The organism is Lapidilactobacillus achengensis (assembly GCF_003946655.1).
GTDB classification, from domain to species: domain Bacteria; phylum Bacillota; class Bacilli; order Lactobacillales; family Lactobacillaceae; genus Lapidilactobacillus; species Lapidilactobacillus achengensis.
The window spans coordinates 36,807-59,091 of the sequence record NZ_RHOV01000012.1 but is presented as its reverse complement, the minus strand read 5'-3'; the positions used below and the strand labels follow the sequence as shown (position 1 = coordinate 59,091).

The following is a 22,285-nucleotide window of genomic DNA, read 5'->3' as shown; positions in this document are numbered from 1 at the left end:
AATGGAAAATAAAAATGTAGTTGATGTAAATTATCATCAAACTGGAAAAAGTACGAATACAGACGAGTTGGGCATGCGTGAGATGCAGGCACGTGTCTATCAACATCGTAGTTCACAGTACATTTTGGTCAAGGCGCCACCAGCTTCTGGTAAGTCACGGGCTCTGATGTTTGTTGCGCTTGATAAGTTGGCTAATCAAGGTGTCCGAAAGGTTATTGTTGCCGTTCCCGAACGCTCGATTGGGAAGTCTTTCCAACACACCGAGTTAGCTAAGTTTGGTTTCTATGAAGATTGGTCAGTAGATTCGCAGTATGATCTTACTCTAAATGGTGGGGATGCGGGCAAAGTTCAGAAATTCATTGATTTCATGAATGACGATACGGCTACCATTCTCATTTGTACACACGCCACGCTGCGTTTTGCGTATGAGAAAGTCGATGATGATCACAAGTTAGACAACGTAATGTTGGCGATTGATGAATTTCACCACGTTTCTTCTGAAGACAGCTCTGTCCTTGGTGGTGCGCTGAAGAACATTATGCACAACTCAACGGCACATATACTAGCAATGACGGGGTCTTATTTCCGTGGCGATTCATCGCCAATCTTAACGCCGGAAGATGAGCAACAGTTTGACAAGGTCAATTATACCTATTACGAACAACTGGACGGCTACAAGTATCTGAAGTCGTTTGGCATTGATTACAAGTTCTATCAGGGCTCATATCTCACGGCTTTGGACAAGGCGGTAGATGTGTCTAAGAAGACCATTATTCATATTCCTAGTGTTAATTCCAGTGAATCAACCAAGGACAAATACAATGAGGTTGATGCGATATTTGATACCATTGGCACGATTGAATCGCAAGATGATGAGACGGGTATCTACACGCTTAAGAGTCATGTGGATGGACGGTTATTGAAGGTTGCTGACCTAGTCAATGAAGAGGGCCGCGATAAGGTTCAAGAATACTTACGTAAGATGAAGCAGGCTGATCAGCTGGATATTCTGATTGCGCTAGGGATGGCCAAAGAAGGCTTTGACTGGCCGTGGGCTGAACAGGCGTTGACTATTGGCTATCGACGTTCGCTAACGGAAATTGTGCAGATCATTGGCCGAGTTACGCGTGATAGCTCCAATAAGACGCATGCTCAGTTTACGAATATGATTGAACAGCCGGATGCCAAAGACGGTGACGTTCAATATGCGGTGAACTCGATTCTTAAGGCGATTACTGCCTCACTATTGATGGAGCAAGTACTGGCTCCGGAGATTCACCTGAAAGCACGCAAGCATAAGACAGACAAGTCTTCAGGTAATGGTGGTGACATCTTTGTCCGCGGATTGAAAGACCCGTCGACTAAGGCGGTTCGGAGCATCATTGAGAATGACATGCCTGACCTGAAGGCGGCTATCCTGCAAGATAACGCGGTGAAGAATGGTATTGCGGCTAATGTAGACGCTGAGACAATGAACAAGGTACTGATTCCTAAAGTCATTATGACCCGCTACCCAGGGCTAAATAATGAGGAAGTCGAAGAAGTCCGTCAGTACGCGGTAGCAGACACTGTGCTGCGGCATGCTGTCGTTGATCAAACTACAGACAAGCACGGCAACACCAACGAGTTCTTACGAATGGCTGATAAGTTCATCAACGTCGACGAGTTGGATATCAACTTGATTGATTCCATCAATCCGTTCCAGCGGGCATATGAAGTGCTGTCCCAGAATATTGACAGTGACGTTTTGCGAACAATTCAGCGTTCTATTGACGCTAAGAAGTTTGACTTTGATGAAGCTGAACTCGTCTACTTGTACAATCAGACCAAGCAATTCATCGCTGATAACGGTCGGGAACCAGATAAAGGAAGTCGCGACGAGCTTGAGGTAAAGATGGCGTATGCGCTTGCTAAATTAAGGGATATGCAGGCACGGAGGCAGCAGAATGGATAATCAAAGCTTGATTCGGTCGCTGGATGACATTTTTAATGATCCGGACGCAACGTCTTTGCTCGCTAGCAAACCCAAACATACTCCCGTAAGCTATGACCCCACGGTAGAAGGATTTCAAGAGATTACTGACTGGGTGATTGCTCATGATGGTAACGAGCCACAGAAGCTGCGAGATCCATCACAGATGAAACAGCGCAAGTTGGCAAGTCGATTAAAAGGTATCCGTGAAGATCCAGAACGTCGGAATCTGTTAATGCCGTATGATACCGCAGGGTTGCTGACTGTTCATGAAGACGGTCCGGCGTTGAATGAAGTTGTGAAAAACGAAAAGCGGGATTTCTCATCGTTGGACGATATTCTTAGCGATGATTCCATTCTGTTTAAGAAAAGTGATCAGCAGGCTGCCGGTAGTAAGTTGTTCGATACCAAGAAGCTCAACGAAATTCAGCGTGAGCAAGAAAATCGTCCGGAAGTGATCTCTCAGCGTAAACCGATGAAGGAATTCAGTCAGTATGAGGCGATGTTCCACAAGGTTCAGGCTGAACTTGCTTCTGGTCAGCGGCAGCTTCGCCCGTTCAAGAATTACGAGTTGCTGAGCAAGCACTTCTACGTTCTTAAGGGACAGTTACTGTATATTGATGAGATTGGCGAAGAAGTTGAGCTTAATGACAATAGCAACCGGAAAACCGACGCAAGGATGCATGTAATCTACGATAACGGGACTGAAAACAACCCGACGCGAAATGGGCTTGCTTCATCTCTGTATGGGCGTCAAGGTAGGATTGTTACGGAAGTTGAGCACGGGATTGAACTGACCAGTGATGACCACGTGACGGGGTTCATATATATACTGGAATCTTTGAGCAACAACCCTCAGATTAAGCGAATACAAGCTGAGCATCCACTGTACAAGGTTGGCTTCACTACTGGATTAGTGCAGGCAAGAATTGCCAATGCTGAGAATGAGTCAACATATCTATATGGTCCAGTACGACTGGTCGGCGAAATTAAAGTGGTGAACTTGAAAGCTGAAGCACTGGAAACTGCGCTGCACCATGCATTAGCAGAATATCAATTAGATGTAGATATTACCGCAGCTAACGGGCGAATTATTAAACCGCGTGAGTGGTTCATAGTTGATATTGCAACCATTCAAGCAGCCGTACAGTCGATCATGATTCGATTGAAAGCTGAGCAAGATTAAATAGCTAGCGGTAAGTAATTTATGTTTATGGAATGATGAAAAGGGGTAGTTGTATGTCAGCGATTGGATCAATCTGGCATAAGTGGGATTTACATGTGCATACTGCAAGTTCATATGATTCTAAGTATAATGCATCGGATCATGACATTAAATTGGTCTCAGCTTGGGTAAAGCATGGAATCTCTGCAGCAGCAATAACGGATCATGGAGTAATCGACGAAGAGCGGATTGCAAACATCCGGAAGATTATTTCAGACCGGAATTTAAACATTACGGTGTTTCCGGGTGTGGAACTGAGGACCGACACGGCTAGCTCGAATTTGCATGTAATTGGGATATTTTCTGAAATGTCGGATATGCATGCGCTTGCAGAAGATTTTCGAGCCTTTGCTCGTCGCCATAATTTGATAGATAATCCACAGACCGCATATGTTTCATTGCCAGATATTGTTAAATTTGTACGTGACGAACAGCATGGGCTAATATCGGTGCATGATGGGAAGAAGAGTAATGGCTTGGGAAAGGCGACTGGATTAAGCGGTTCTAAGGATGATCCCAATCGAGATTTTAAGACTTTACTGAGACATGACTTCAGGTCGCAGGTTGACTTTCTAGACACTAATTCGGAGCAGTCTGCGGAAGCCTTGGTGGCATACATATGCACGGGAGATTTGGACGGACTACCAGTCACAGTAAACAGTGATATTCATTCGCCAAAAGCATATCAAGCTGAAGCGGTGACATGGATTAAAGCGGAACTGACTTTTGATGGACTTAGAGAAGCATTTTCTCAACCAGCTGGTCGAATCTCGTTTAAGGTTATTCCGAAGGAACTGCAGGACCAAGGGTTGAGGAAAAATTCGACCATCTCCGAAATTGATGTACGGAGTGACGATGGAAAATCAGATTGGTACGGAAATTCATTGCAGTTACCGTTAAACCCAGGTCTAGTTACAATCATTGGAAACAAAGGAGCTGGTAAAAGTGCGCTTGCTGATGTACTCGGGCTTGATGGTAGATCACGTAATTTGAACGATGCTTCGTTCTTGTCAAAGCATCGATTTAACGACAAATCAAGGTATGGTTCAAGGTTTAGCTCCCGCCTTCGATGGTGCGATGGGACCGAAGACGATTGGTTAAAGTTAGATCAGAAGCCGTCGAGTACGAACGGGAAAGTTGAATTCTTACCACAGAGTTATATCGAAAAAATAGCCTCATCCGTTAGCGACGAAGAACTGTCTAAAGAAATCCAGAAGATTGTGTTTGAGGCGCTTCCGAAAAGTAAACGTCTGGGACAGCGTTCTTGGGCAGCTCTGATTGAAAAACTAGAGCAAAAGTACACAACTAGCATTCAGGATGCCCGAACTAGATTGCACAAAGTGAATATAGACATTCTGCAATTCGAATCAAAATTAAAAGTCAGTTACCTTGAGGAGAGACAAGAGAAACTTCGTACTATTCAAGCCCAAATTAAGAGTATGGAATCAAATCCACCGAAGAAGCCGCTAATTGAAAATCCAGAATCGGATGAAAGCGAGAAAAGGCAAAGCTTAGTGGATAAGATGAAGACTAACAAGAGGTTAAAGGAGACTGAGGAAAAGGAACAAGGAAATATTTCACAATTCATATTAGATTTGAATGAATTGCAAAATAACGCTGACAAAGTAGTTAACACGATTAATGAATATAACAAAGCCGTCAAAGAATTTGTGGAAAAGTATAGTACACTTTTACCAAATTTGACTGAAATTACAGAACTTACTGAGACTATGCAAATTACGGCCAATATCTCGTCAAACCGTCAATCGAGTCTCTCAAAGAATCAGGCTGCCGCTGAAAACAAAAAGAGCCAACTCCAAAAAGCGATTGATGAGACAGCAAAGGAAATCGAAACATCTAATAAAGAAATCGATCGACGGGATAGTAAGATGAGTATCCAGGGTAAGCAACAGGCACAATACCATGATGCTTTAGAAGCTTGGAACTCAAAACTATCTCTTCTAAAAATAGGAGATGAAGGGTTAGATACTGATTCTGAAAAATCGGTTCTAGAGGAAATTCAGAATTGCACTGAAAAGATTCCCAATCAAATTGCTGATCTGTATAAGAAACGTCGTTCTCTTGTTGAGCAGATTCTGAATCTGATTAAAGAAAAAGGGAGGCAATTAGACGGACTGTATCTTGACGCTAAGCAGTACATTGATGTGCTGAACAATGTGGATCAACAAAACGGTATTAACACAGAGCGAGATAGTGGTGTTGAATTTGTTGGATCCATTCAGCCAGTATCAGGATTTGTCCAGACCATACTCAGTAATGTTGACGGCAGAAAAGCTGGAAAACTCCGAGGATCTAGTGAAGCCGCAGATTTTATTAATTCAGAGTTGGATAAAACTGACGTTTCCATCTCGAATCAAGTGATTGATTTCATTGAAGCAGTTCTTTATCAGAACGACCCAAAAACTAGTCGACCAGACTTTGATGGCTTAGAAGGAATCTTTCGAGATCGGGCCACTACGTACGATTATTTGTTTGGTCTCGAATTTTTAGACGCGGAACTACGGCTCATGTACAACAAGCGTCCATTACAGGCGCTGTCTGCTGGGGAGAAAGGACTAGTGCTTCTTATTTTCTATCTGGGGCTATCGCGGCGTGAATATCCGCTTGTGATTGACCAGCCAGAGGATAACTTAGATAATCAATCCATATTTAAGCATTTGGTACCGTATTTACGATATGCGAAAACGCAACGACAAATAATTGTTGTTACGCATAATCCAAACATTGCCATTGCGGCGGATGCCGATCAAGTGATTGTTGCCACCATGGACAAAAACACAAATACGTTTGGATTTATCAGCGGAGCTCTTGAGGATAAAGATATTAACCTGGATTATTCACCTCGGTATTTGGGACATGAAATCGCATCTGGCCGGTCTGAAAGCAACGTTTGGAGCGTTGCGAATACTGACTGAGCGGAGAAGTTGGTGATCGATGCACCACGAACAGACCGACCCAGTTTTCGGCTTGACGCACGACCTATTCAGTTATTCAGTTCAGGTCGCCAACTGATGGACTTCGTCCATGAGCCGACTAAACCAGTTCTTGTAAACATAGTTAGAAGCAAGATGAATCACCACACGACGGGCGTGCCAAGTAATCCTACCGGCGATGTGAAAGAGACTGAACCGTAGCGAGGAGATCGTTGAACGACGGTCTTCCGAGACAAAGAGCTGTTTAAAGAGCTGAACCAGGTTATAGGCAATACCGGTGATCAAGGCTCGTGCAGTGTTCCGTGCAAAAGTTGAGCTGTCTGTTTTGTCAAAGCCAAACCCGCATTTCAGCTCCTTAATTTGGTTCTCAGCATTGCCCCGCTGTCTATAGGTCTTGAACAAAGTCTCTGGAGCCTCGGAGGCCAGGCTGGTCACTACGAATGCGTGGTTCCAGGGAACTAGCTCATCTGCCGTATGAGTAGAACATACGATAACACGACGAGCTTTACCCCATGACGCGGCCTGATACTTGAATTCGTGGTAGACGCATTTGCTCTCTTCATATTTTGGAGGACAATCCACTAAGGCCGTTTCTGCCAGCTTCCCAAGCTTTGAATTTGCCTTGAGTCGAACCAAAAAGTCGACGCCATGTGTGTCGCACATCTCGTAAAATTTTGGCGCAGCAAACCCCGAATCGCCTCGAATGATGACGCTGGTGCTTTGAGGGAGCGCCGATAGGCGCGAAAAAGTTGTCTCGACGAACTTATCGGCTTCCTTGCCGGTGTACTCATTGCCAGGGCGCATCAAGGCGTCTAAGAGCAACCCGGACTCTTGATCAAATACAACCTGAGGGTGATATCCATAGGCCATATAGTGAGCGTTGAAGGCGGACCGTTCTTGATTACCGAAAGTATCACAATGCGTTGAGTCTATATCCAGCACGAAGCGGGATTGACCACTAAGACGGAAAGCCAAGGCGGCTACTTGCCAGATAAGCTTCCGAAAGTCATCTAGGTCGGCGTCTTCAAGGCGCTTGAAAAACCGTGAAAGTGAGGGCTGTGAGACTAGCCGAGAGCTACCCAAGGTGGCCGCCAGTACGGGATCACGTTGCCAGTCATTGGCACTACTGTCATGTAAATACCCGGCAACGTCGAGCAACAATTTTTCCAAGAAGATGTCGATCATCGAGGCCTTCCAGAATCGTCGTTGGTCTGGTAACTTGAGGCACTGATTGGCAAGTTGCCTAAAGTTGATACGATGAAGAAACTCTTGGAACAAAACGAGCCCGGCGTCATTTGAAAGTTGACCGCCGTCGGCGGTCACAGTCACATTGGTATTGCATTGCAGGGATAAGCTGGTTAAAGTTGAGATGGTGTGAAGCCTCGCTTTCGTGATGGTTTTCGTTGACTCAACCTTAGCATATAGGCGCACCCAATGGGTGAAACACCAAAGCAGCGCAGTCCCGTGTGAATCATGGGATTGCGCTGCTTTTTTGAAATTCTATGAATAATCCAGGATTAATACGCAAATTGTTGATGTCCTTGAAGGGACTAAGCCGGCATTTGATCTACGTGACCGACGTTACTCGTTGTTCGAGTAAGAAGAAGGGATGATTAATGTAGCCAGGTGAGCAGCCAAGAATTATTGGAAAATCTCTTTAGAAGTTCTGTCGCGACACCCATTTCCGATTTCGTCATCACCATCAATTCTATTCAGCAACTTCAAAGCCCATATCTCGGCCCATACCGTCGATGATATGGGTATTTTAATTTGCAGAAGAGCTTAGAAATTGAATCAATATTTCTTTTCTTGGAGCCAGTATCGCCAGCTGTATCGTCAAGTCCGTTAGCCAGTAACATTAAAATCCTGTTACAGTTCAACTTTCAGTTTCAAAACGCGTCCTACAAACCGTCTGTATATGGTGAGAGCGAAAGTTCTCACAGACCTTCCGGAAGGGTCTCGCAACGCAACGCCGCCGCGCGCGGCGTGCAGCGCGAAAGCCGCTAGCGTGAGCGGCGGCGGTCGGCGTTAGCCGGCCGCCACAAGCCCCCGGTCTCTAATAGGGGGGCAAATATTAGAGACAAAATACACGTAAGTAGGACGAAAGCGCCGGTGGCAAGCCACTTTGCGTGGGCAGATAGGTGGCTTTGCTGTCAGGTTGCTTCGAAAGGAGCTAACATGCTGAAAGATTTGAACTTAGTCGGCGGGATGACGAATATCGACTGGCTAAACCAGTTTCATGATGAGATGCGCATGCACAAGATTACTCAGGGTCAATTAGCGAAGACGGCTGATTATAGTCGGTCGCATTTGAACCAGTTGCTGACAGGGAAGAGTCCGATTAACAAGCAAGCGCGATTGCGATTGACGTTGGCACTGCGATCGCTGACCGGTCAGAACAATATTGACGTCTGTATTGATTATTTGGGCGTCACCTTCAAGTCACACGACTATGAAGAGCTGGTGGCGGAGTTGTTCCAGTTCAACCTCAATCACTTCAGTCTTAAGGAAGGCGCGCGCTATGGTTACAGTGCGACCTTCAAATGTGGCGAAATCGACGTGTTGCTGTCGCCATATCAAGATGTAAATGCAGACGGTTATGATCCTAGTGAGGATAGTGGCACGATGATTGAGTTGAAAGGTCAAGGCTGCCGCTACGTTGAATCGTACTTGCGCCAGCAGGATCGCACCTGGTACGACTTCTTAGAGACCTGCATTGCCCTTGATGGTCATTTCACCCGTGTTGACCTCGCCATCAATGATCGTAATGGTTTGCTCGATGTGCCGACCTTGATTGAGAAGTGTGACCGCGATGAATTCACCTCGCGTTTTCACGGCTTCCGAGATAATCGCACCAAGCAGTGGGAGGTATCGGGAAGAACTTTGTATCTGGGATCGCCGCAAAGTGAAGTTTACTTCTGTATTTATGACAAGGCCTTTGAGCAACACCAGAAGCACCCTGAGATTGCGATTGAAGATCAGCCGATACGGACACGCTTTGAAGTCCGGTTACGTCGCAAACGCGCCGCTGCTGCAATTAAGAATCTGTTGGCGGAGCGTGATCCGGAGAAAGTGGTGTTCGGCATCATCAACCGTTACCTGCGTTTCTTGACGCCAAGTCATAAAGCGAAGAGTCAGTGGGCGACAGATCCGCGTTGGGATGCTTTCATTGGCAATAATCGCGATAAGCTGCGACTTTCTACCAATCCTGAACCATTGAGTTATGCACACATTACCCGCTGGCTGAAGAAACAGGTCGCGCCGTCGCTGAAGATGTTGCAGCTGATTGATCAGTACAACGGCACCGCTGAACTGAAGGCAATCATTGATGGCGGCAAGTTAACCCAACGGCACTGGGATTTGATTCATCACTATCAGCACCACCGTAATGGCGTTTTGACGGATGCAGAACCAAGTGAGACATCAAAAAAGAGCGACTATGCCGACCAAAGCAAGTAGTCACCCTTCACAGATAAGATTTGGGTCCTATCTGGTTTGATTATCTCACTCCAATCAATGAGAAGGAAGTGACGTAATTGGATAAGAGTTTTGTCTGCTACCAAGATCTGATGGCATTAGGGTTTAAGCAGCACACCGCGCGCGATATCATTAGACAAGCGAAGCAAAGGATGGTACAAAAAGGGTATCCCTTGTATCTCAACCGAAACTTAGGGCGCGTGCCGCGTTCTGTCGTTGAGTCCATTCTCGGATCACCGATGAATGGAGCTGTTGAGAATGAGTAAAACCAAATATCCAGGCGTATTCATAGACGCCAAAGGTAACTTCTACTATGAAACCGAGTTAGGCACCGACAAGATGAGTGGCAAGCGCGTCCGCAAGAAAGGGCGGAAGGACAGTCAAGGAATGCCATTCAGTACCGCGTTTGCCGCGAACAAGGAGCTGACGCGGGTGAAGCGTGAATATCATGAGGCGCATGGGTTTACGAACTTCCGCATGACTTACCGCCAATTCATGAAAGACTCGTATATCCCAGCGTACAAAACCGACGTGGAGGAAAGCACCTTCGCTGTCCGTAATCGCAGCTTTGATATCTGTATCGCGCGGTTTGGCGACTTGCTGCTGCGTGACATCGATATCACCGACGTGCAGAACTTCCGCACGTGGTTGCTCACAGATGAGAAAGACGGCGGTGCGGGCTACTCGCAAGGCTATGCTGGATTGGTGTTCGGCGGTTTCCGCAAGTCCCTTGACCACGCGGTGCAGATGCAGTATCTGTCCAGCAATGTGTCGAAGCGCGTTAAGGCGATCCCCAAGGCCAAAAGCAGCGTACCATTTTGGACGAAAGCTGAGTTTGAACAAGTTATCGCGCAAATCTGCATTGATGATATCTACGGGCACCTTAACTTTGTGATGTTGTGGCTGTACTTCCTGACTGGCGTGCGGGTCAACGAAGGCACGGCGCTGTGGTGGCGGGATGTTGACCTCTCTAAGAAGCAGCTGCACGTTGACCACATGCTGGTGATGAAGAACCGGCATGACTGGGAGCGCCACGACTACACGAAGACAGACAGCGGCAAGCGCATCTTGACGCTCGACGATGACACCGTGGGGATTCTGCGGCGCTGGCGCGAGGTGCAGACGAGTTTCGGTTTGGGCGGGATTGATGACTTCATCATGACCTACGACGGCTTGCCGATGACCAAGTCCACGATCTCGCGAATTATCCACCGCTACGCCAAGTTAGCGAAGGTGCATCCAGTCGAAAGCAAAGGGCTGCGCCACAGTCACGCGTCGTATCTCATCAATGAGTTCAATGTCTCAGTGCTGGTGTTGTCTAAGCGCTTAGGGCATTCGTCACCTGAGATTACGCTGAAGCACTACTCGCACTTGTGGGGCGGGCTGGATGCCGACATCGCCGAACAGATTGCGGGTAATATTACGATCAAGACAGCGGGTCAGAATCAGGTGCGGTTCGTGGGTAATCAGGCGGTGAAGTACGATAAATTAACCCCCGCCAAACTCCCCGCCAAAACGACAGTTGAGGCATAGGAAGCCAGTGATGACGCAGGTTAGCGCCGCTGAAGATACGCTTGAATGGGAATGATTGTGTCAGCACAACAAATTGAGCCGAATATTTTCAATAGTATCCAAAGGCAGTTGTTAAGTGATCAGCGAAAGCACGCTCGATGACCTCTTTGACTTTCCGGCGAGAGTGGCCAGTGCTTGCGGCAATGCTCCGTTGGCTATGATCTGGTGAAAGCTCCAGAATCCTACGATACTGAATAGCCATAAGAAAAACCTCCAATATATTTGATGTACGCGCTTTCTATACGCGTATCCAAAGTATATCGGAGGTTGCTTGATTTATGAATGGTAACATGCTTGGCAGAAGGTGGTAACATCTGGTGGCTGCCCTCAACATTTTGCAACCAATAGAACTTTATTTTTGAACTAATTTAATTTCTTCTATCAATTCAATGGTTTTCATTTTGTCTATTCTAGTATCTCTATAATCAGTAGATACAAAATTATCTTGCCAGAATACACACAATTCATTATCTACGTTTATCATTTCAACTACATTAGGATATTTCTCTCTTTGATTATTTATGTTAGTAAACTTATTCCTCCCTAAAATTGCATCACTAGCGATAGCTATTAAAATTTCATTTGATATATCTTTTTTATTCAACTTAATATATATCCTATTCCCTCCAATGGCGGAAAGTTCTCTTGCTTCTTGAATATAGTTTGATACATCAGAATCAAGGTGTTCATACCTTCTAAATTTTAATTTTCTTACTAATAATTTCGCAGAGTATTTTACATAATAATATACTCTATTTTTATATTGACTAAATATTACTTTCTTTTCAATAAAAATCATTTCTCTCGCTAAATAGAGTACAGGAACATTTAATACCCAAACCAGAGGTTCTATTCCAAATGACAGCCAAAAATCTAATGAAAAAATATCATTAATATTTTTCAAAAATTGATTTATCGCAGTAACTAGCATAAACAAGCCTATACTTATCAAAAAGAAGTTAAAAAACTTAGCAACAATTTTTGTGTCTTCTTTTTGATTTGCAACTGCTATAAATACAGAAAGAATCGTTATAATAAATATCAATACCATTTCCCAGATAACAGGCAAAGTATAGGTTGAATTTATGAAAAGCGGAATAGCCACAAAACTAAACAATTCGGTTTTTTTTCAAGAATTAATTCGCTAAAATTCTGTTTTTTTAAATACCCAACAATTGGAAATACTGAAAAAAATGAAACAATTAAGTAGTCTTTTATGTACCATAATGAAATTTGCAAATTATCCATATATACAAAATAATAGATTATAATTAAATAGATTAAATTGATTACTATCATCACTATAATAATAGGGTTTAATAAAAATTCTATCATGGATTTAATGCTGTCCTTTAAAGAATTCAACAAATTATTTTTTCTTCCGAATATGATAATAAGGAAAAGTGAAATTAGAATCCAATATAAAATGGCTTGCTCTCTTGTACTCATTCAAAAGCTCCCTTTTAATAATAATTCATATAATTTTACCACACTTTATAGTTTTGAATAATTAGTCAATTATAAGAAATAGTAGCCTACCTAAAAAATATTATCTATTTCAAAGGCTTTGTTCTCACTAATAAAAAAAGGATTTATGTTGTTTGGTTTTAAGCAAAAGAATCACCTCATTATTTATCTGAAATAAGCTGTAGATAGTTAAATATTCATAATTATGGGATAGCTATCTTCCTGTAAAATATTACTTCCATAATGGATTCTTCACGTTTTCATTTTTTTCTTTTCCTTCTAAATCTGTAACTTTCTCTTCTAAAGCATCTGTACTCAATATGAAGTTCATATAGAACATCTTGAAAATTCTAGCTTGTGCGTGAAACTCTCTTATGATTTTTTTCTTATTCGAAGGAATTGCTCGATTATCAAAGAAATTATGCATTTGTTTAAGCGGCTCTTGCCACGAAGCTAGTTGCTCTAAGCAGTTTTTTAACTTGTGAATATCCTGTTGAGTAATTTCTTTGATCGGTTGGTTATTTTTAGTTATTATGTTTTTCATTAATCATATATAAAGAACATTGTTGACTCGGCGCTACGTTCGCAGTTTATAGATTCCAAAGAAGTAAAGACAACAGCGGATATTATTAGTAGAGTTGATAACATTTCAGGTGCGATTCAGCCGAAAATAATTGTCGAAACATGTCAAATGCATCTGAACCAGGTGCTTGATGAGCATGATTTTGAAGGTTTACGTGTACTGTGTACGCTTAAAGGTCAAGTTGTGGACGGTCTTGCGAATATGTGGTTGCAATCCGGATATTCGAAATTTGCTTTGGGACGAATTTCGAAAGATGTAGATTTACAGAAACACTTGCGTGAGAAAATCGGAGTTTCGACTATCGGCTTTAAAAGTAAGTGAACCGAATCAAGTTACGATATACGAGTTGACAAATGTTTTCTTATCAAGGCGGGATGAAGGCGTTCAGCGATGCCTTGACTGAAGCGGTCCTGGCCACCAAACAATTGCCCGATACGCCATCCGTTCGCTTGCGACTCCGTTTTGTGTTTGCGGGGATCGGGACCTTGTTGCGTTATCATGGTGCCGACGAGGCTGATGAGCTCAAGCGCGTATTGGCGACGAGCATTCGGAGCCAATTCCCAGAAGTGGGCGCGGCTTGACGCTCACTTCGGCCGGTTGCCAATAGCCGCTCACGGAAGAAAAACCAGCAGACTTGCCATATCTGAATATGTCCCCATCAAAAAACCTTGTCAGATTACCGGCTGACAAGGTTTTTGGCATTTCTTATTTTCTTTGACGGTTTGCGAAGCTATTCGGCGTCCAAATAAGGGCCACCATGGATACCCACATTAGGAGCTGAACATACCCTGCGAAATGATAGTTTAGAACAAGATAAAATAAAAGAACCATCAAGCTACTTTTAGCGATTTTGATGAGTAGTTGTTCTTTGTCCATGGGCTGATCTCCTCGTTTGCGTCAAAATATGTTGCTGTCAAAGTGGCGTTGTTAAGTGCGATCGAAGCGAAGGCTACGTGGAAAATCCTCGGCATGATAGTAGCACCCGCCCCAGTTATGGCCTGGATCGATGTCATCATTCTTCTGAAGCTCTGCGTTCGAATTAATACCATCATTGTTATCATTATCATAACGGTTTTTGAGTTGTCTATACAAGCTCGGCTGGGAAAATAGTTGTACCAGGTGGGTAGCTAATCAAAGTTTGCTTTGGCTGTTATTAGACTACTAAATTACCAAAAATTTTTGAAATATTGCTCCGAAAGAGTTCGCACAATGGAACCGATCGGCGCTTCTTTTTGCTAAATATTCAAGGACGGAACTATGGACAGCTCGGCAATCTGTTGAGCGTGAATTTTTGCAGTCTGTTTATTGTGAGAAAACCAGTTTGAAGTTTTGGATGTACCCAAGACCAATTCTTCGTTCATTAAAAACCTCATGCTTGATTGCTGTCATTCTCCATCAAAGCGCCGCTCCTGTAGCCAACTAGCCAGCCGTAAATACTGGCGCTGACTGATGCGATTAGCGCGCCAAGATTCCAGAAGTTGGTAAGCAGCGTCAAAATTGTTTGTTTTGATTTCTTGGAGGAGAGCTTGTTGATAGGAAACAAGACTAGTTTCGGCGTCGGGAAAGACGATCGTGACATCGTCGGCTCCGGCGCCTTTTTTCTTGGCTAGCATGTAGCCCAGTCCTTCGGCGAAGCTCTTGATTTGACGCATTAAAAAATCATTTTCATCGTTCATCGGGCAACCTCCTGAGCTTGATTTGAATTTGCGATTAGCGGTAATTTTGTAATTCTTAACAGATAAGAATCACGAGATGTTGATTTAATAAGCCAATTATACCACTGAGGCGACTAGATGGATTCTGAAGAGTGGATACACGTGTATTAAACTATTTTTTGTTAGCTGCGAGTGAGGCAAATATTACCAAGGCGGCAAGCTTATTGCATATCACGCAACCGACTTTATCTCGCCAGTTAAAAGGGCTTGAAGATGAGCTGGGCGTGCAATTATTTCTAAGAGCCCATCATCGGATCAAACTAACAGATGCGGTTATTTTATTTCAACAACGGGCCCGCGATCTTATCAGTATAGAAAGACGAGCCAAGGAGGAGCTCACACAGAGTGGTATTCTGGCTGGGGAAATTGCTGTTGGGGTGAGTGAACTACAAAGCTTAACGGAACTGTCACAATTAATTGCCGAATTCCACCTCATGCATCCCCCAGTTCATTTCGCGCTCCACAGTGGTAATAACCAAGAATTACAATTTTGGCTGGAGCGTGGATCAATTGATTTAGCACTGATGTTGGAACCCATGGATGTTAAAAACTATGAATTTGTGCGAATGAGCCAAGTTGAAGAATGGGGTGTTTTAGTTGCGGAAACCTCCCCTTTCGCAACGTATTCGGAGATTGTTCCTGGAGATTTGATTGGTACGCCAGTGATCACGATTCTGGATGAAGTTGTTCAACGTGAATTGGCCAGTTGGTCGGGTCAGTACGCAGCGCAAATGGCTAGTTGGGCGAGATACAACCTATTGTCAAGTGCAATCACGCTAGCGCGACAAACTGACGGCGTAATCGTGTGCTTGAAATTGCCTCAAGAGTTCTCCGGCATGCGGTTTGTTTCGTTAAAGCCCAAACTGTCTTTGGATTCAATCGTAGCATGGCGAGCAAGACGACCCCATCCCAAAGCCACTGAAGTGTTTTTGGAGCGGTTGCGTGAATATGGTCAGGCAACAAAGGTTTCAAACTAACAACGGAATTAACAAATGGTTGGCTACTAAGGCCGATGAGTTGGAAATTACGGAACAGGTCCATGAATTAGCGGAGAAACAGCAAGTGACGCTGGCTCAAATCGCATTGCGTGGCAGTGGGGGCAAGGAGTCATGGCGCCCATTATTGTGGGGACTAAAAGCAAAGCTAAGTATCTTGATGACGCGGTCGGTGCTTTTGTCCTGAATTTAACGGTGGCTGAGCTGGCCTAACTTGAAGAACCTTGACCCACAAGATAGTCGACGCGATTGATCAGAATCTGGCCCAAGGGGGTAGTTATGACAGATGTGGTCAAGAAATAAATAAACAGGTTCTTTGGCGTTGGTGGGCAGTTTATCCGTCCGGCGGAAGGTCGGACTGGGGGTGAGTCAGCCGCGATATTATTCTTGGCGGCTCTGCCGCCTAGAATAAGGCCGAGCTTGAAGATTTTCGGTGGTTTTTCGAAAAGCTTCAAGTCGTGCCCGCAGCGTTCGAAACAGAGTGTGGAACGCAATGGGTTGCTTTTGAGTACGACTAGCGATTTTGCTGGATTGATGCAATCAATCCAGTGAAATTGCGTATCGGCGCAGAAAGCAATTGCGTGGAACACGTTTCCACCACCCCCAGCCCGACCTGGAGCCCCACCACATCTGCCAACCACCAACGCCACGGCGGTACCACATCGCAAGCAGTTATCGCAACAACCTCATTTCAAGTCTAGCTGAATTTCAGCCTAAATTAGCCGGTAAGTGCTATAGTTAATTTATCGATTTTTTTGCTGTGAGCTGAGAATGGAGGTCAACGATGACCAAAACGACGAAGCGAGTGATGGCCGATAATTTGAAGATCATGATGACGCAGCAGCCATTGGCGCATATCACGATCGACGCGCTGACCAAGCGAGCGCATGTCAACCGCAATACGTTCTATTATCATTTCGAGGATATTTATCAATTGTTGGAGTGGACCTTCGATCAGGAGATCGTCACCCAGATCCAAACCAATTTGTCCGCCGCGAATTGGCAGGAGAAGTATCAACAAATGTTGACTTATGTTCAGGATAACCGCGACTTTTGCTTAGCGGCAGCGAATTCAGTTGGTCGGCATTTTTTGGAAAACTTTCTCTATTCAGTTGGGGTTTTAGTGGTGCGGCCGGTGGTCAAGGATATTGATGATCACTTGGCGCCCGCCGTCGCTGACGCCATCGTCGATTTTTATGCGGGCGCTTTGGCGGCGCAATTGCTGCGGTGGTTGGATGATCAATTGCGCGAGACCGAAGCGCAAATGTTGGCGCGGGCCAAGTTGATGTTGCAGGGGACAATCGAATTGATCGTGCAGAAGTCGCTTCATGAAAATGATTCGGCGGCGGATCATTAGCAATGCCGTGTAGTTGCCTCGGAGGTTGCACTGGTGCGAACACTGCCTGTATCCGTGTTTTCTGCGGTTCGCGCACAATAAATTGCCTATCAAAAAAGCAGGTCGAGTGCGTCGTTCACTCGATCTGCTTTTAATTTAGGTGCCAATTCTGTCGGTTATTACGGTTTAGAGACCTTGACCATTAGTTAAGGTTTCGCGAAGATAAACGGGTTGATCAGCGGCCGCCGCATTGTCGGTTGCCGGGGCATCACCGCAGTGTTCATGGATCGCGGCGGCGATGGAGTGACCGAAACGATGGCCAACATAAATACCAGCGGCCAACACGATGGGGACCAGGATCAAATTCTTATGTTTCATGAGAAAACCTCCTTCAAAATCAATACAGCTAGATGTTGATCAGTCTAAATCAATTTCGCGTCATGCAATAATTGTTCAATATAGGTGCCCTTGATTTTCTTCAAAAGGGCACTGACGCCCAGTTGTTCCGCTGAATTTAACGGCAATTCTTGCAGAGATTTGTGGTCGTTCAAATAATAAACGGCTCGCATCAAGACTCGCACGTCGAAGGATGAATCGAAGACTTCGGGCACGCCCCGATCCACATTCAATAATTGATAAACGGCTTCCATCGCGGTCCGAACGGAATACTCGGTCGTGAAAACAGTATCGCGTTCCGTTTCCGCAAAGTTACCAATAAAGGCCAGGTTGGTTGACCCAGTTGGCACAACCAGCGGCCGGTCACCTGTGGACCGTGGCATGAAGTAGCTGGTGATGTAAGGCATGTGTTGGGGAATCGAATTGGCATCGGCGGCGATGTCGGCGATCTCATCGGTTGGTACGCCGATGTGGTACAGAAATTCCTGACAGATTTCCTGACCGGTACATTCGGTGATTTTCTTATGAACATAATTACCAGGTTGGTCAGAGAACAGACCATATAACCAAACAATCAATTCGTTGTCTTTTTGTTGTTGAAAATGGGGTTGGCGGCTGATGGAGATGCCTAACAGCCAATTAGAATCGCGAATCGTCAAGGGATCACTGGTGACGATCGAGCCACTGTGGGGATCCTTGCCAGTGATTTTCTGGATGTAAGGAACGATGCGATCGTCGCTGAAGGTACAAGTGGCGGACATGACCCAGTTAGCCGCCGGAATGTTCCGATAAAACTTCTCTGGATGACCTAACGCTGGTTCTTGTTTGGCTAAGTTTTCCCACAATTGCCAGCTGGCGCCGACTTCGTGTTCCATTGGCGCCGGATGATCGTTGTCGCCGTAAGTGGTACTCTCAGTGATCGAACCGTTGGTGACGAAAACCAGATCGTTTGGGGTCAACGGAATCGTCGTCGCTTTACCAGCTACGGTCAAGTCGATTTGAGTGGCAGTCAGGCCGTGCTGGTCGTGATTCAATTCAATGTTGTTGACCACGGTGTCAAATTGGAAGTCCACGCCGCGATCTTGCAGGTACTTGATCATAGGCTTGACCAGCGATTCATATTGATTATATTTCGTGAACTTCAAGGCAGACATGTCTTGTAGCGTTGCGACGTGATGAACGAAACGCATCAGATAACGGCGCATTTCCGTGGCGCTGGCCCATGGTTCGAAGGCGAACATGGTCGACCAGTACAGCCAGAAGTTACTTTTGAAGAACTCCGGACCAAAAACATCGTTGATTTTAACATCTTGGAGATCAGCTTCCGGCGTCATCACCAAATCGATGATTTCCTTGATGGCTTGTTTGGATAAGGTCAACTGACCATCGCTAGCCAAACGTTGACCGCGATTTTCAATGACCCGGCAGGCGGACTTGCTAGGATCCTCTTTGTTGAGCCAATAAAACTCGTCCAGAACGGAAACTTTCGGGTTCTCCAAGGTCGGGATCGAACGGAACAGATCCCACAGAGTTTCAAAATGGGGTTCCATTTCCCGACCGCCACGAATGATGTAGCCGCGGCTGTTCAGAATACCATCCATGCTCCCGCCGGGTAGGCTGAGCTCTTCTAGAACGTGGATCTTCTTTCCTGCCATTTGACCATCACGAACCAGAAAAACCGCAGCGGCCAGTGACGCCAGACCAGATCCAACTAAATAAGCCGATTTTTGATCGACATTTTCCGGCTTTCTCGGCCGTGCAAAAGCTTCATAATTACCATTTGAATAGTACATATGTTGCCTCCTTAGTGTGATTCCTCGAACCACTTGCCTCTAGTCTAGAGCGATTTCCCAGCAGCAACAATGGACAACTCAGCATGTTTGTCCAAAAATCAGCAGGGCAGCAGCTCTAATCACCACACCAATGAAGACCGCCACCACAACGAGATCTCAATTAAAAAATACCCCATAACGCCCAGTTCAAGCAGCGAATCCGATCAGAAAACGAGTCCCTAAGCCAAGCCCGTAAATCGACAAAGAAAATTTGAAAAAACACTTGCCTTCTACCTACTACAACGTTGTAGACTAAAATCAGAGTGTGAGGCGACCTGCACAGCTTCTGAGCATTAACCTAGCTAGGATTATGGAAGCGGGTTTCGCTTCCGGAATCCTAGCGTAGTTAAGCGGAGGAAGCTAGGTCGGCGAACACGTTTAAAATCAGAGTGCGAGCCACCCCGGGTAGTGCTTGAGCATTAGCCTAGCAACTGTTTTGGAAGTGGTTTTACTTCCGGAACAGTTGCGTAGCTAAGCGGAAAGCACTGGGGTGGCGAGCACGTTTAAAATCAGAGTGCGAGCCGACCTGCACAGCTTCTGAGCATTAACCTAGCTAGGATTATGGAAGCGGGTTTCGCTTCCGGAATCCTAGCGTAGTTAAGCGGAAGAAGCTAGGGTGGCGAGCACGTTTCAATAATGCCCACGGCTTGCACTGCGAGAATCGGGGTGAGCTCGCTGTGGGCGTCACTTTGAGCTTTTCGGAAGGACGCCGAAAATCTCAAAGCTGAGCCTTGGTCTAAGTGGCAAAGCCACTAAGACCAATTTCACGGCGATCTCACCCCGATTCTCTCCGCTCCAGCCGCTCAACGTTTTAATAGTCGTTTGAGCACTCACGCTAACTGGCAAACTATGGCCAATTGCTGAGGAACCACGCAATTAACTGCCGTGGCTAGTGGTTATTATCTTAAAATTGGCGACACAGGCAAAGCTTGTTTCGTGAATGTGGTCTGGGTTGTCCATGAAGTTAGTCAATCGTATGTTGCCCGCAGCTTACGGTATCCTATTCATTCAGGTGCTCACGCCGACTGACGATATCTGTCCAATTGAGAAGCTCCATGCAATGGATAACCGTGATTAGTTGGTTTAATCAATAATTGCGTAGTTAAGCGGAAAGCACTGGGGTGGCGAGCACGTTTAAAATCAGAGTGCAGAGCGCAACGGTTTGACTTTGAGCATTAACCTAGCCTGACCTTTGGAAGCGGGTTTCGCTTCCGAAGATCAGGCGTAGTTAAGCGGAAAAGTCAGTTGCGCGGCGCACATTTAAAATCAGCGCTCACCCATCTTAGCGGTTAGGTCGGCGTCCATTTATCGAAAAGGAGTGTCTCAGATGAAAGCAGGAATTTTTGTTAAACCTGGTCAAGTTGCAGTTGCGGAGGTGGCCAAACCCGAATTGGAAAAGCCAACCGACGCGATCATCCGCGTCTTGCGGGCTTGTGTTTGTGGGTCGGATCTGTGGTGGTATCGCGGGATCTCGCAACGGGCCGCCAATTCGTTGATCGGTCATGAGGCGATCGGCATCGTCGAGTCAGTCGGGTCAGCGGTCAAGGACGTTCAGCCTGGTGATTTTGTGATCGCGCCGTTTACTCATGGGTGTGGGCATTGTGCCGCCTGTCTGGCTGGTTTTGATGGGGATTGTTTGAACCGTGAAGCTGGTGGCAATGGTGGTTATCAAGGCGAATATCTCCGCTTCACTAACGCGAATTGGGCGCTGGTCAAGGTGCCCGGCCAACCCGCCGATTATACGGACGCACAATTGAATTCGCTTTTGACCCTGGCTGATGTGATGGCTACGGGTTACCACGCCGCCACTTCCGCCGAAGTCAAGGCTGGCGATACGGTGGTTGTGATGGGCGATGGCGCCGTAGGGTTATCCGGTGTGATTGCGGCGAAATTGTTGGGCGCTAAGCGGATCATCGCCATGAGCCGCCACGAAGATCGTCAAAAATTGGCCCGGGAATTTGGCGCGACGGACATTGTGCCTGAACGGGGCGATGCGGCAGTTGCTAAGGTGCTGGCCCTGACTGCCAACGCTGGCGCGGATGCGGTTTTGGAATGTGTGGGGACCGAACAGTCTGTTGCGACCGCGGTCAAGGTCGCGCGTCCCGGCGCTGTTGTTGGTCGTGTCGGTGTTCCCCAGCAAGCCGAGATGAATACCAATGATTTGTTCTGGCGTAATGTTGGGTTGCGCGGCGGGATCGCTTCCGTGACCAGCGATGACAAAGCCGTCTTGCTGGAGGCGGTGCTAACTGGAAAAATCGGGCCCGGCAAAGTCTTCACCCAACGCTTCGACTTGGATCAGATCCAAGCTGCCTATCAAGCCATGGATCAACGTCAGGCAATCAAATCCTTGTTGGTCATTAGCGAAGCGTAACGATCCAGCGAGATTCGCTGGGTTCAATCTCAATCACATTATCTTCCGGTCAGCACGTCGAACGCGTGCTGACTTTTTGTATCCATGGCCGTCTTGCGGCCTAGCAAAAACCGATTACCGCTGAAAGACCAGCTTTGCCTCGCGAAAATGCTGGCTTGACCAGTACGACTGAAATAAATTTCGAGAAAGCGTTGACAACCTGGCCGTAAGGGTTTATTCTATAAATGAAAACGGAAACGTTTCCAAAATCAATCGATCACAGCAGACTTCCAGTGGTATCAAGATTTCCACTTTTTTATTGGGTTAAAGTGGAAACGTTTCTAAAAGGAGGAGGAACTATTGGAAAACAGTTCAGAAATTCAGAATCAGCAATCGCTCAAGGCGACGTCT

18 protein-coding genes are annotated in these 22,285 nt (G+C 45.8%); 11 read left to right on the top strand and 7 right to left on the bottom strand.

The window, feature by feature from the left end; translation table 11 throughout:
- The first annotated feature begins 1 nt into the window (after position 1).
- Genes EKM94_RS07850 through EKM94_RS07840 form a run of 3 tightly spaced genes read left to right on the top strand, consistent with a single transcriptional unit; the run spans position 2 to position 6,133 of the window.
- A complete protein-coding gene (locus tag EKM94_RS07850; RefSeq protein WP_125600046.1) occupies positions 2 to 1,954 on the top strand; it encodes a DEAD/DEAH box helicase in 1,953 nt (650 codons plus the stop codon).
- Positions 1,947 to 3,158 carry a GIY-YIG nuclease family protein gene (locus tag EKM94_RS07845; RefSeq protein ID WP_125600043.1) on the top strand — a complete coding sequence of 404 codons (1,212 nt, stop codon included), beginning with the start codon at positions 1,947 to 1,949 and terminating at the stop codon, positions 3,156 to 3,158. Before EKM94_RS07850 ends, EKM94_RS07845 begins: the two co-directional genes overlap by 8 nt.
- Positions 3,159 to 3,211: 53 nt before the next feature.
- Positions 3,212 to 6,133: a TrlF family AAA-like ATPase gene (locus EKM94_RS07840; protein ID WP_125600040.1), complete on the top strand. Its 2,922-nt coding sequence runs from the start codon at positions 3,212 to 3,214 to the stop codon at positions 6,131 to 6,133.
- 81 nt (positions 6,134 to 6,214) lie between these two features.
- On the opposite strand, the gene EKM94_RS07835 is transcribed toward EKM94_RS07840, so the two are convergent.
- Complete coding sequence (locus EKM94_RS07835; RefSeq protein ID WP_021730603.1) at positions 6,215 to 7,582, bottom strand: IS1380 family transposase; 1,368 nt, start codon at positions 7,580 to 7,582, stop codon at positions 6,215 to 6,217.
- Positions 7,583 to 8,329: 747 nt separating this feature from the next.
- Between EKM94_RS07835 and EKM94_RS07830 the strand changes: the two genes are divergently transcribed.
- The 3 genes from EKM94_RS07830 to EKM94_RS07820 all read left to right on the top strand — a co-directional run bounded on the left by EKM94_RS07830 (position 8,330) and on the right by EKM94_RS07820 (position 11,161).
- Entirely contained in the window at positions 8,330 to 9,610 is a 1,281-nt protein-coding gene (locus tag EKM94_RS07830; protein WP_125600035.1) for a replication initiation factor domain-containing protein, read from the top strand.
- A 77-nt stretch (positions 9,611 to 9,687) separates the two neighbouring features.
- Positions 9,688 to 9,894: a DUF3173 domain-containing protein gene (locus EKM94_RS07825; protein ID WP_003575700.1), complete on the top strand. Its 207-nt coding sequence runs from the start codon at positions 9,688 to 9,690 to the stop codon at positions 9,892 to 9,894.
- On the top strand, positions 9,887 to 11,161 hold the full coding sequence (locus EKM94_RS07820; RefSeq protein ID WP_125600032.1) for a tyrosine-type recombinase/integrase: 1,275 nt from the start codon (positions 9,887 to 9,889) through the stop codon (positions 11,159 to 11,161). The genes EKM94_RS07825 and EKM94_RS07820 overlap by 8 nt, the downstream gene beginning before the upstream one ends.
- Positions 11,162 to 11,552: 391 nt before the next feature.
- Here EKM94_RS07820 and EKM94_RS07815 read toward each other — a convergent pair whose 3' ends face one another.
- Positions 11,553 to 12,317 (bottom strand): hypothetical protein, encoded by a 765-nt coding sequence (locus EKM94_RS07815; protein WP_225422186.1) that lies wholly within the window; start codon positions 12,315 to 12,317, stop codon positions 11,553 to 11,555.
- 1,286 nt (positions 12,318 to 13,603) lie between these two features.
- Between EKM94_RS07815 and EKM94_RS07805 the strand changes: the two genes are divergently transcribed.
- Positions 13,604 to 13,831, top strand: a complete 228-nt coding sequence (locus tag EKM94_RS07805; RefSeq protein WP_125600025.1) for a hypothetical protein — start codon at positions 13,604 to 13,606, stop codon at positions 13,829 to 13,831.
- A 124-nt stretch (positions 13,832 to 13,955) separates the two neighbouring features.
- On the opposite strand, the gene EKM94_RS12410 is transcribed toward EKM94_RS07805, so the two are convergent.
- Together EKM94_RS12410 and EKM94_RS07800 are read right to left on the bottom strand one after the other, a co-directional pair.
- On the bottom strand, positions 13,956 to 14,126 hold the full coding sequence (locus EKM94_RS12410; protein WP_164511158.1) for a hypothetical protein: 171 nt from the start codon (positions 14,124 to 14,126) through the stop codon (positions 13,956 to 13,958).
- Positions 14,127 to 14,635: 509 nt separating this feature from the next.
- Entirely contained in the window at positions 14,636 to 14,926 is a 291-nt protein-coding gene (locus tag EKM94_RS07800; RefSeq protein ID WP_125600022.1) for a hypothetical protein, read from the bottom strand.
- Between the two features lie 131 nt (positions 14,927 to 15,057).
- Between EKM94_RS07800 and EKM94_RS07795 the strand changes: the two genes are divergently transcribed.
- The 3 genes from EKM94_RS07795 (at position 15,058) to EKM94_RS07785 (ending at position 17,317) form a co-directional block, all read left to right on the top strand.
- A complete protein-coding gene (locus tag EKM94_RS07795) occupies positions 15,058 to 15,942 on the top strand; it encodes a LysR family transcriptional regulator (protein ID WP_125600019.1) in 885 nt (294 codons plus the stop codon).
- Positions 15,943 to 15,961: 19 nt separating this feature from the next.
- A complete protein-coding gene (locus EKM94_RS07790; RefSeq protein ID WP_125600016.1) occupies positions 15,962 to 16,147 on the top strand; it encodes a hypothetical protein in 186 nt (61 codons plus the stop codon).
- Positions 16,148 to 16,744: 597 nt separating this feature from the next.
- On the top strand, positions 16,745 to 17,317 hold the full coding sequence (locus EKM94_RS07785) for a TetR/AcrR family transcriptional regulator C-terminal domain-containing protein (protein ID WP_125600013.1): 573 nt from the start codon (positions 16,745 to 16,747) through the stop codon (positions 17,315 to 17,317).
- A 165-nt stretch (positions 17,318 to 17,482) separates the two neighbouring features.
- On the opposite strand, the gene EKM94_RS07780 is transcribed toward EKM94_RS07785, so the two are convergent.
- From EKM94_RS07780 to EKM94_RS07770, 3 genes are all read right to left on the bottom strand, one after another.
- The gene (locus tag EKM94_RS07780) at positions 17,483 to 17,674 is read right to left on the bottom strand and encodes a hypothetical protein (RefSeq protein ID WP_125600010.1); all 192 of its coding nucleotides are present in this window, start codon (positions 17,672 to 17,674) and stop codon (positions 17,483 to 17,485) included.
- A gap of 44 nt (positions 17,675 to 17,718) precedes the next feature.
- The gene (locus EKM94_RS07775; RefSeq protein WP_125600007.1) at positions 17,719 to 19,485 is read right to left on the bottom strand and encodes an oleate hydratase; all 1,767 of its coding nucleotides are present in this window, start codon (positions 19,483 to 19,485) and stop codon (positions 17,719 to 17,721) included.
- A 723-nt stretch (positions 19,486 to 20,208) separates the two neighbouring features.
- On the bottom strand, positions 20,209 to 20,400 hold the full coding sequence (locus EKM94_RS07770; protein ID WP_125600004.1) for a hypothetical protein: 192 nt from the start codon (positions 20,398 to 20,400) through the stop codon (positions 20,209 to 20,211).
- 451 nt (positions 20,401 to 20,851) lie between these two features.
- Between EKM94_RS07770 and EKM94_RS07765 the strand changes: the two genes are divergently transcribed.
- Positions 20,852 to 21,895 carry a zinc-dependent alcohol dehydrogenase family protein gene (locus tag EKM94_RS07765; RefSeq protein ID WP_125600001.1) on the top strand — a complete coding sequence of 348 codons (1,044 nt, stop codon included), beginning with the start codon at positions 20,852 to 20,854 and terminating at the stop codon, positions 21,893 to 21,895.
- Positions 21,896 to 22,285 lie beyond the last annotated feature (390 nt).

Excerpts from the sequence above, each read along its gene's own strand:
- EKM94_RS07845 (WP_125600043.1), top strand. The coding sequence starts at position 1,947 with ATGGATAATCAAAGCTTGATTCGGTCGCTGGATGACATTTTTAATGAT.
- EKM94_RS07850 (WP_125600046.1), top strand. The coding sequence starts at position 2 with ATGGAAAATAAAAATGTAGTTGATGTAAATTATCATCAAACTGGAAAA.
- EKM94_RS07775 (WP_125600007.1), bottom strand. The coding sequence starts at position 19,485 with ATGTACTATTCAAATGGTAATTATGAAGCTTTTGCACGGCCGAGAAAG.
- EKM94_RS07800 (WP_125600022.1), bottom strand. The coding sequence starts at position 14,926 with ATGAACGATGAAAATGATTTTTTAATGCGTCAAATCAAGAGCTTCGCC.
- EKM94_RS12410 (WP_164511158.1), bottom strand. The coding sequence starts at position 14,126 with ATGGACAAAGAACAACTACTCATCAAAATCGCTAAAAGTAGCTTGATG.
- EKM94_RS07785 (WP_125600013.1), top strand. The coding sequence starts at position 16,745 with ATGACCAAAACGACGAAGCGAGTGATGGCCGATAATTTGAAGATCATG.
- EKM94_RS07830 (WP_125600035.1), top strand. The coding sequence starts at position 8,330 with ATGCTGAAAGATTTGAACTTAGTCGGCGGGATGACGAATATCGACTGG.
- EKM94_RS07820 (WP_125600032.1), top strand. The coding sequence starts at position 9,887 with ATGAGTAAAACCAAATATCCAGGCGTATTCATAGACGCCAAAGGTAAC.
- EKM94_RS07805 (WP_125600025.1), top strand. The coding sequence starts at position 13,604 with ATGTTTTCTTATCAAGGCGGGATGAAGGCGTTCAGCGATGCCTTGACT.
- EKM94_RS07840 (WP_125600040.1), top strand. The coding sequence starts at position 3,212 with ATGTCAGCGATTGGATCAATCTGGCATAAGTGGGATTTACATGTGCAT.
- EKM94_RS07780 (WP_125600010.1), bottom strand. The coding sequence starts at position 17,674 with ATGAAACATAAGAATTTGATCCTGGTCCCCATCGTGTTGGCCGCTGGT.
- EKM94_RS07765 (WP_125600001.1), top strand. The coding sequence starts at position 20,852 with ATGAAAGCAGGAATTTTTGTTAAACCTGGTCAAGTTGCAGTTGCGGAG.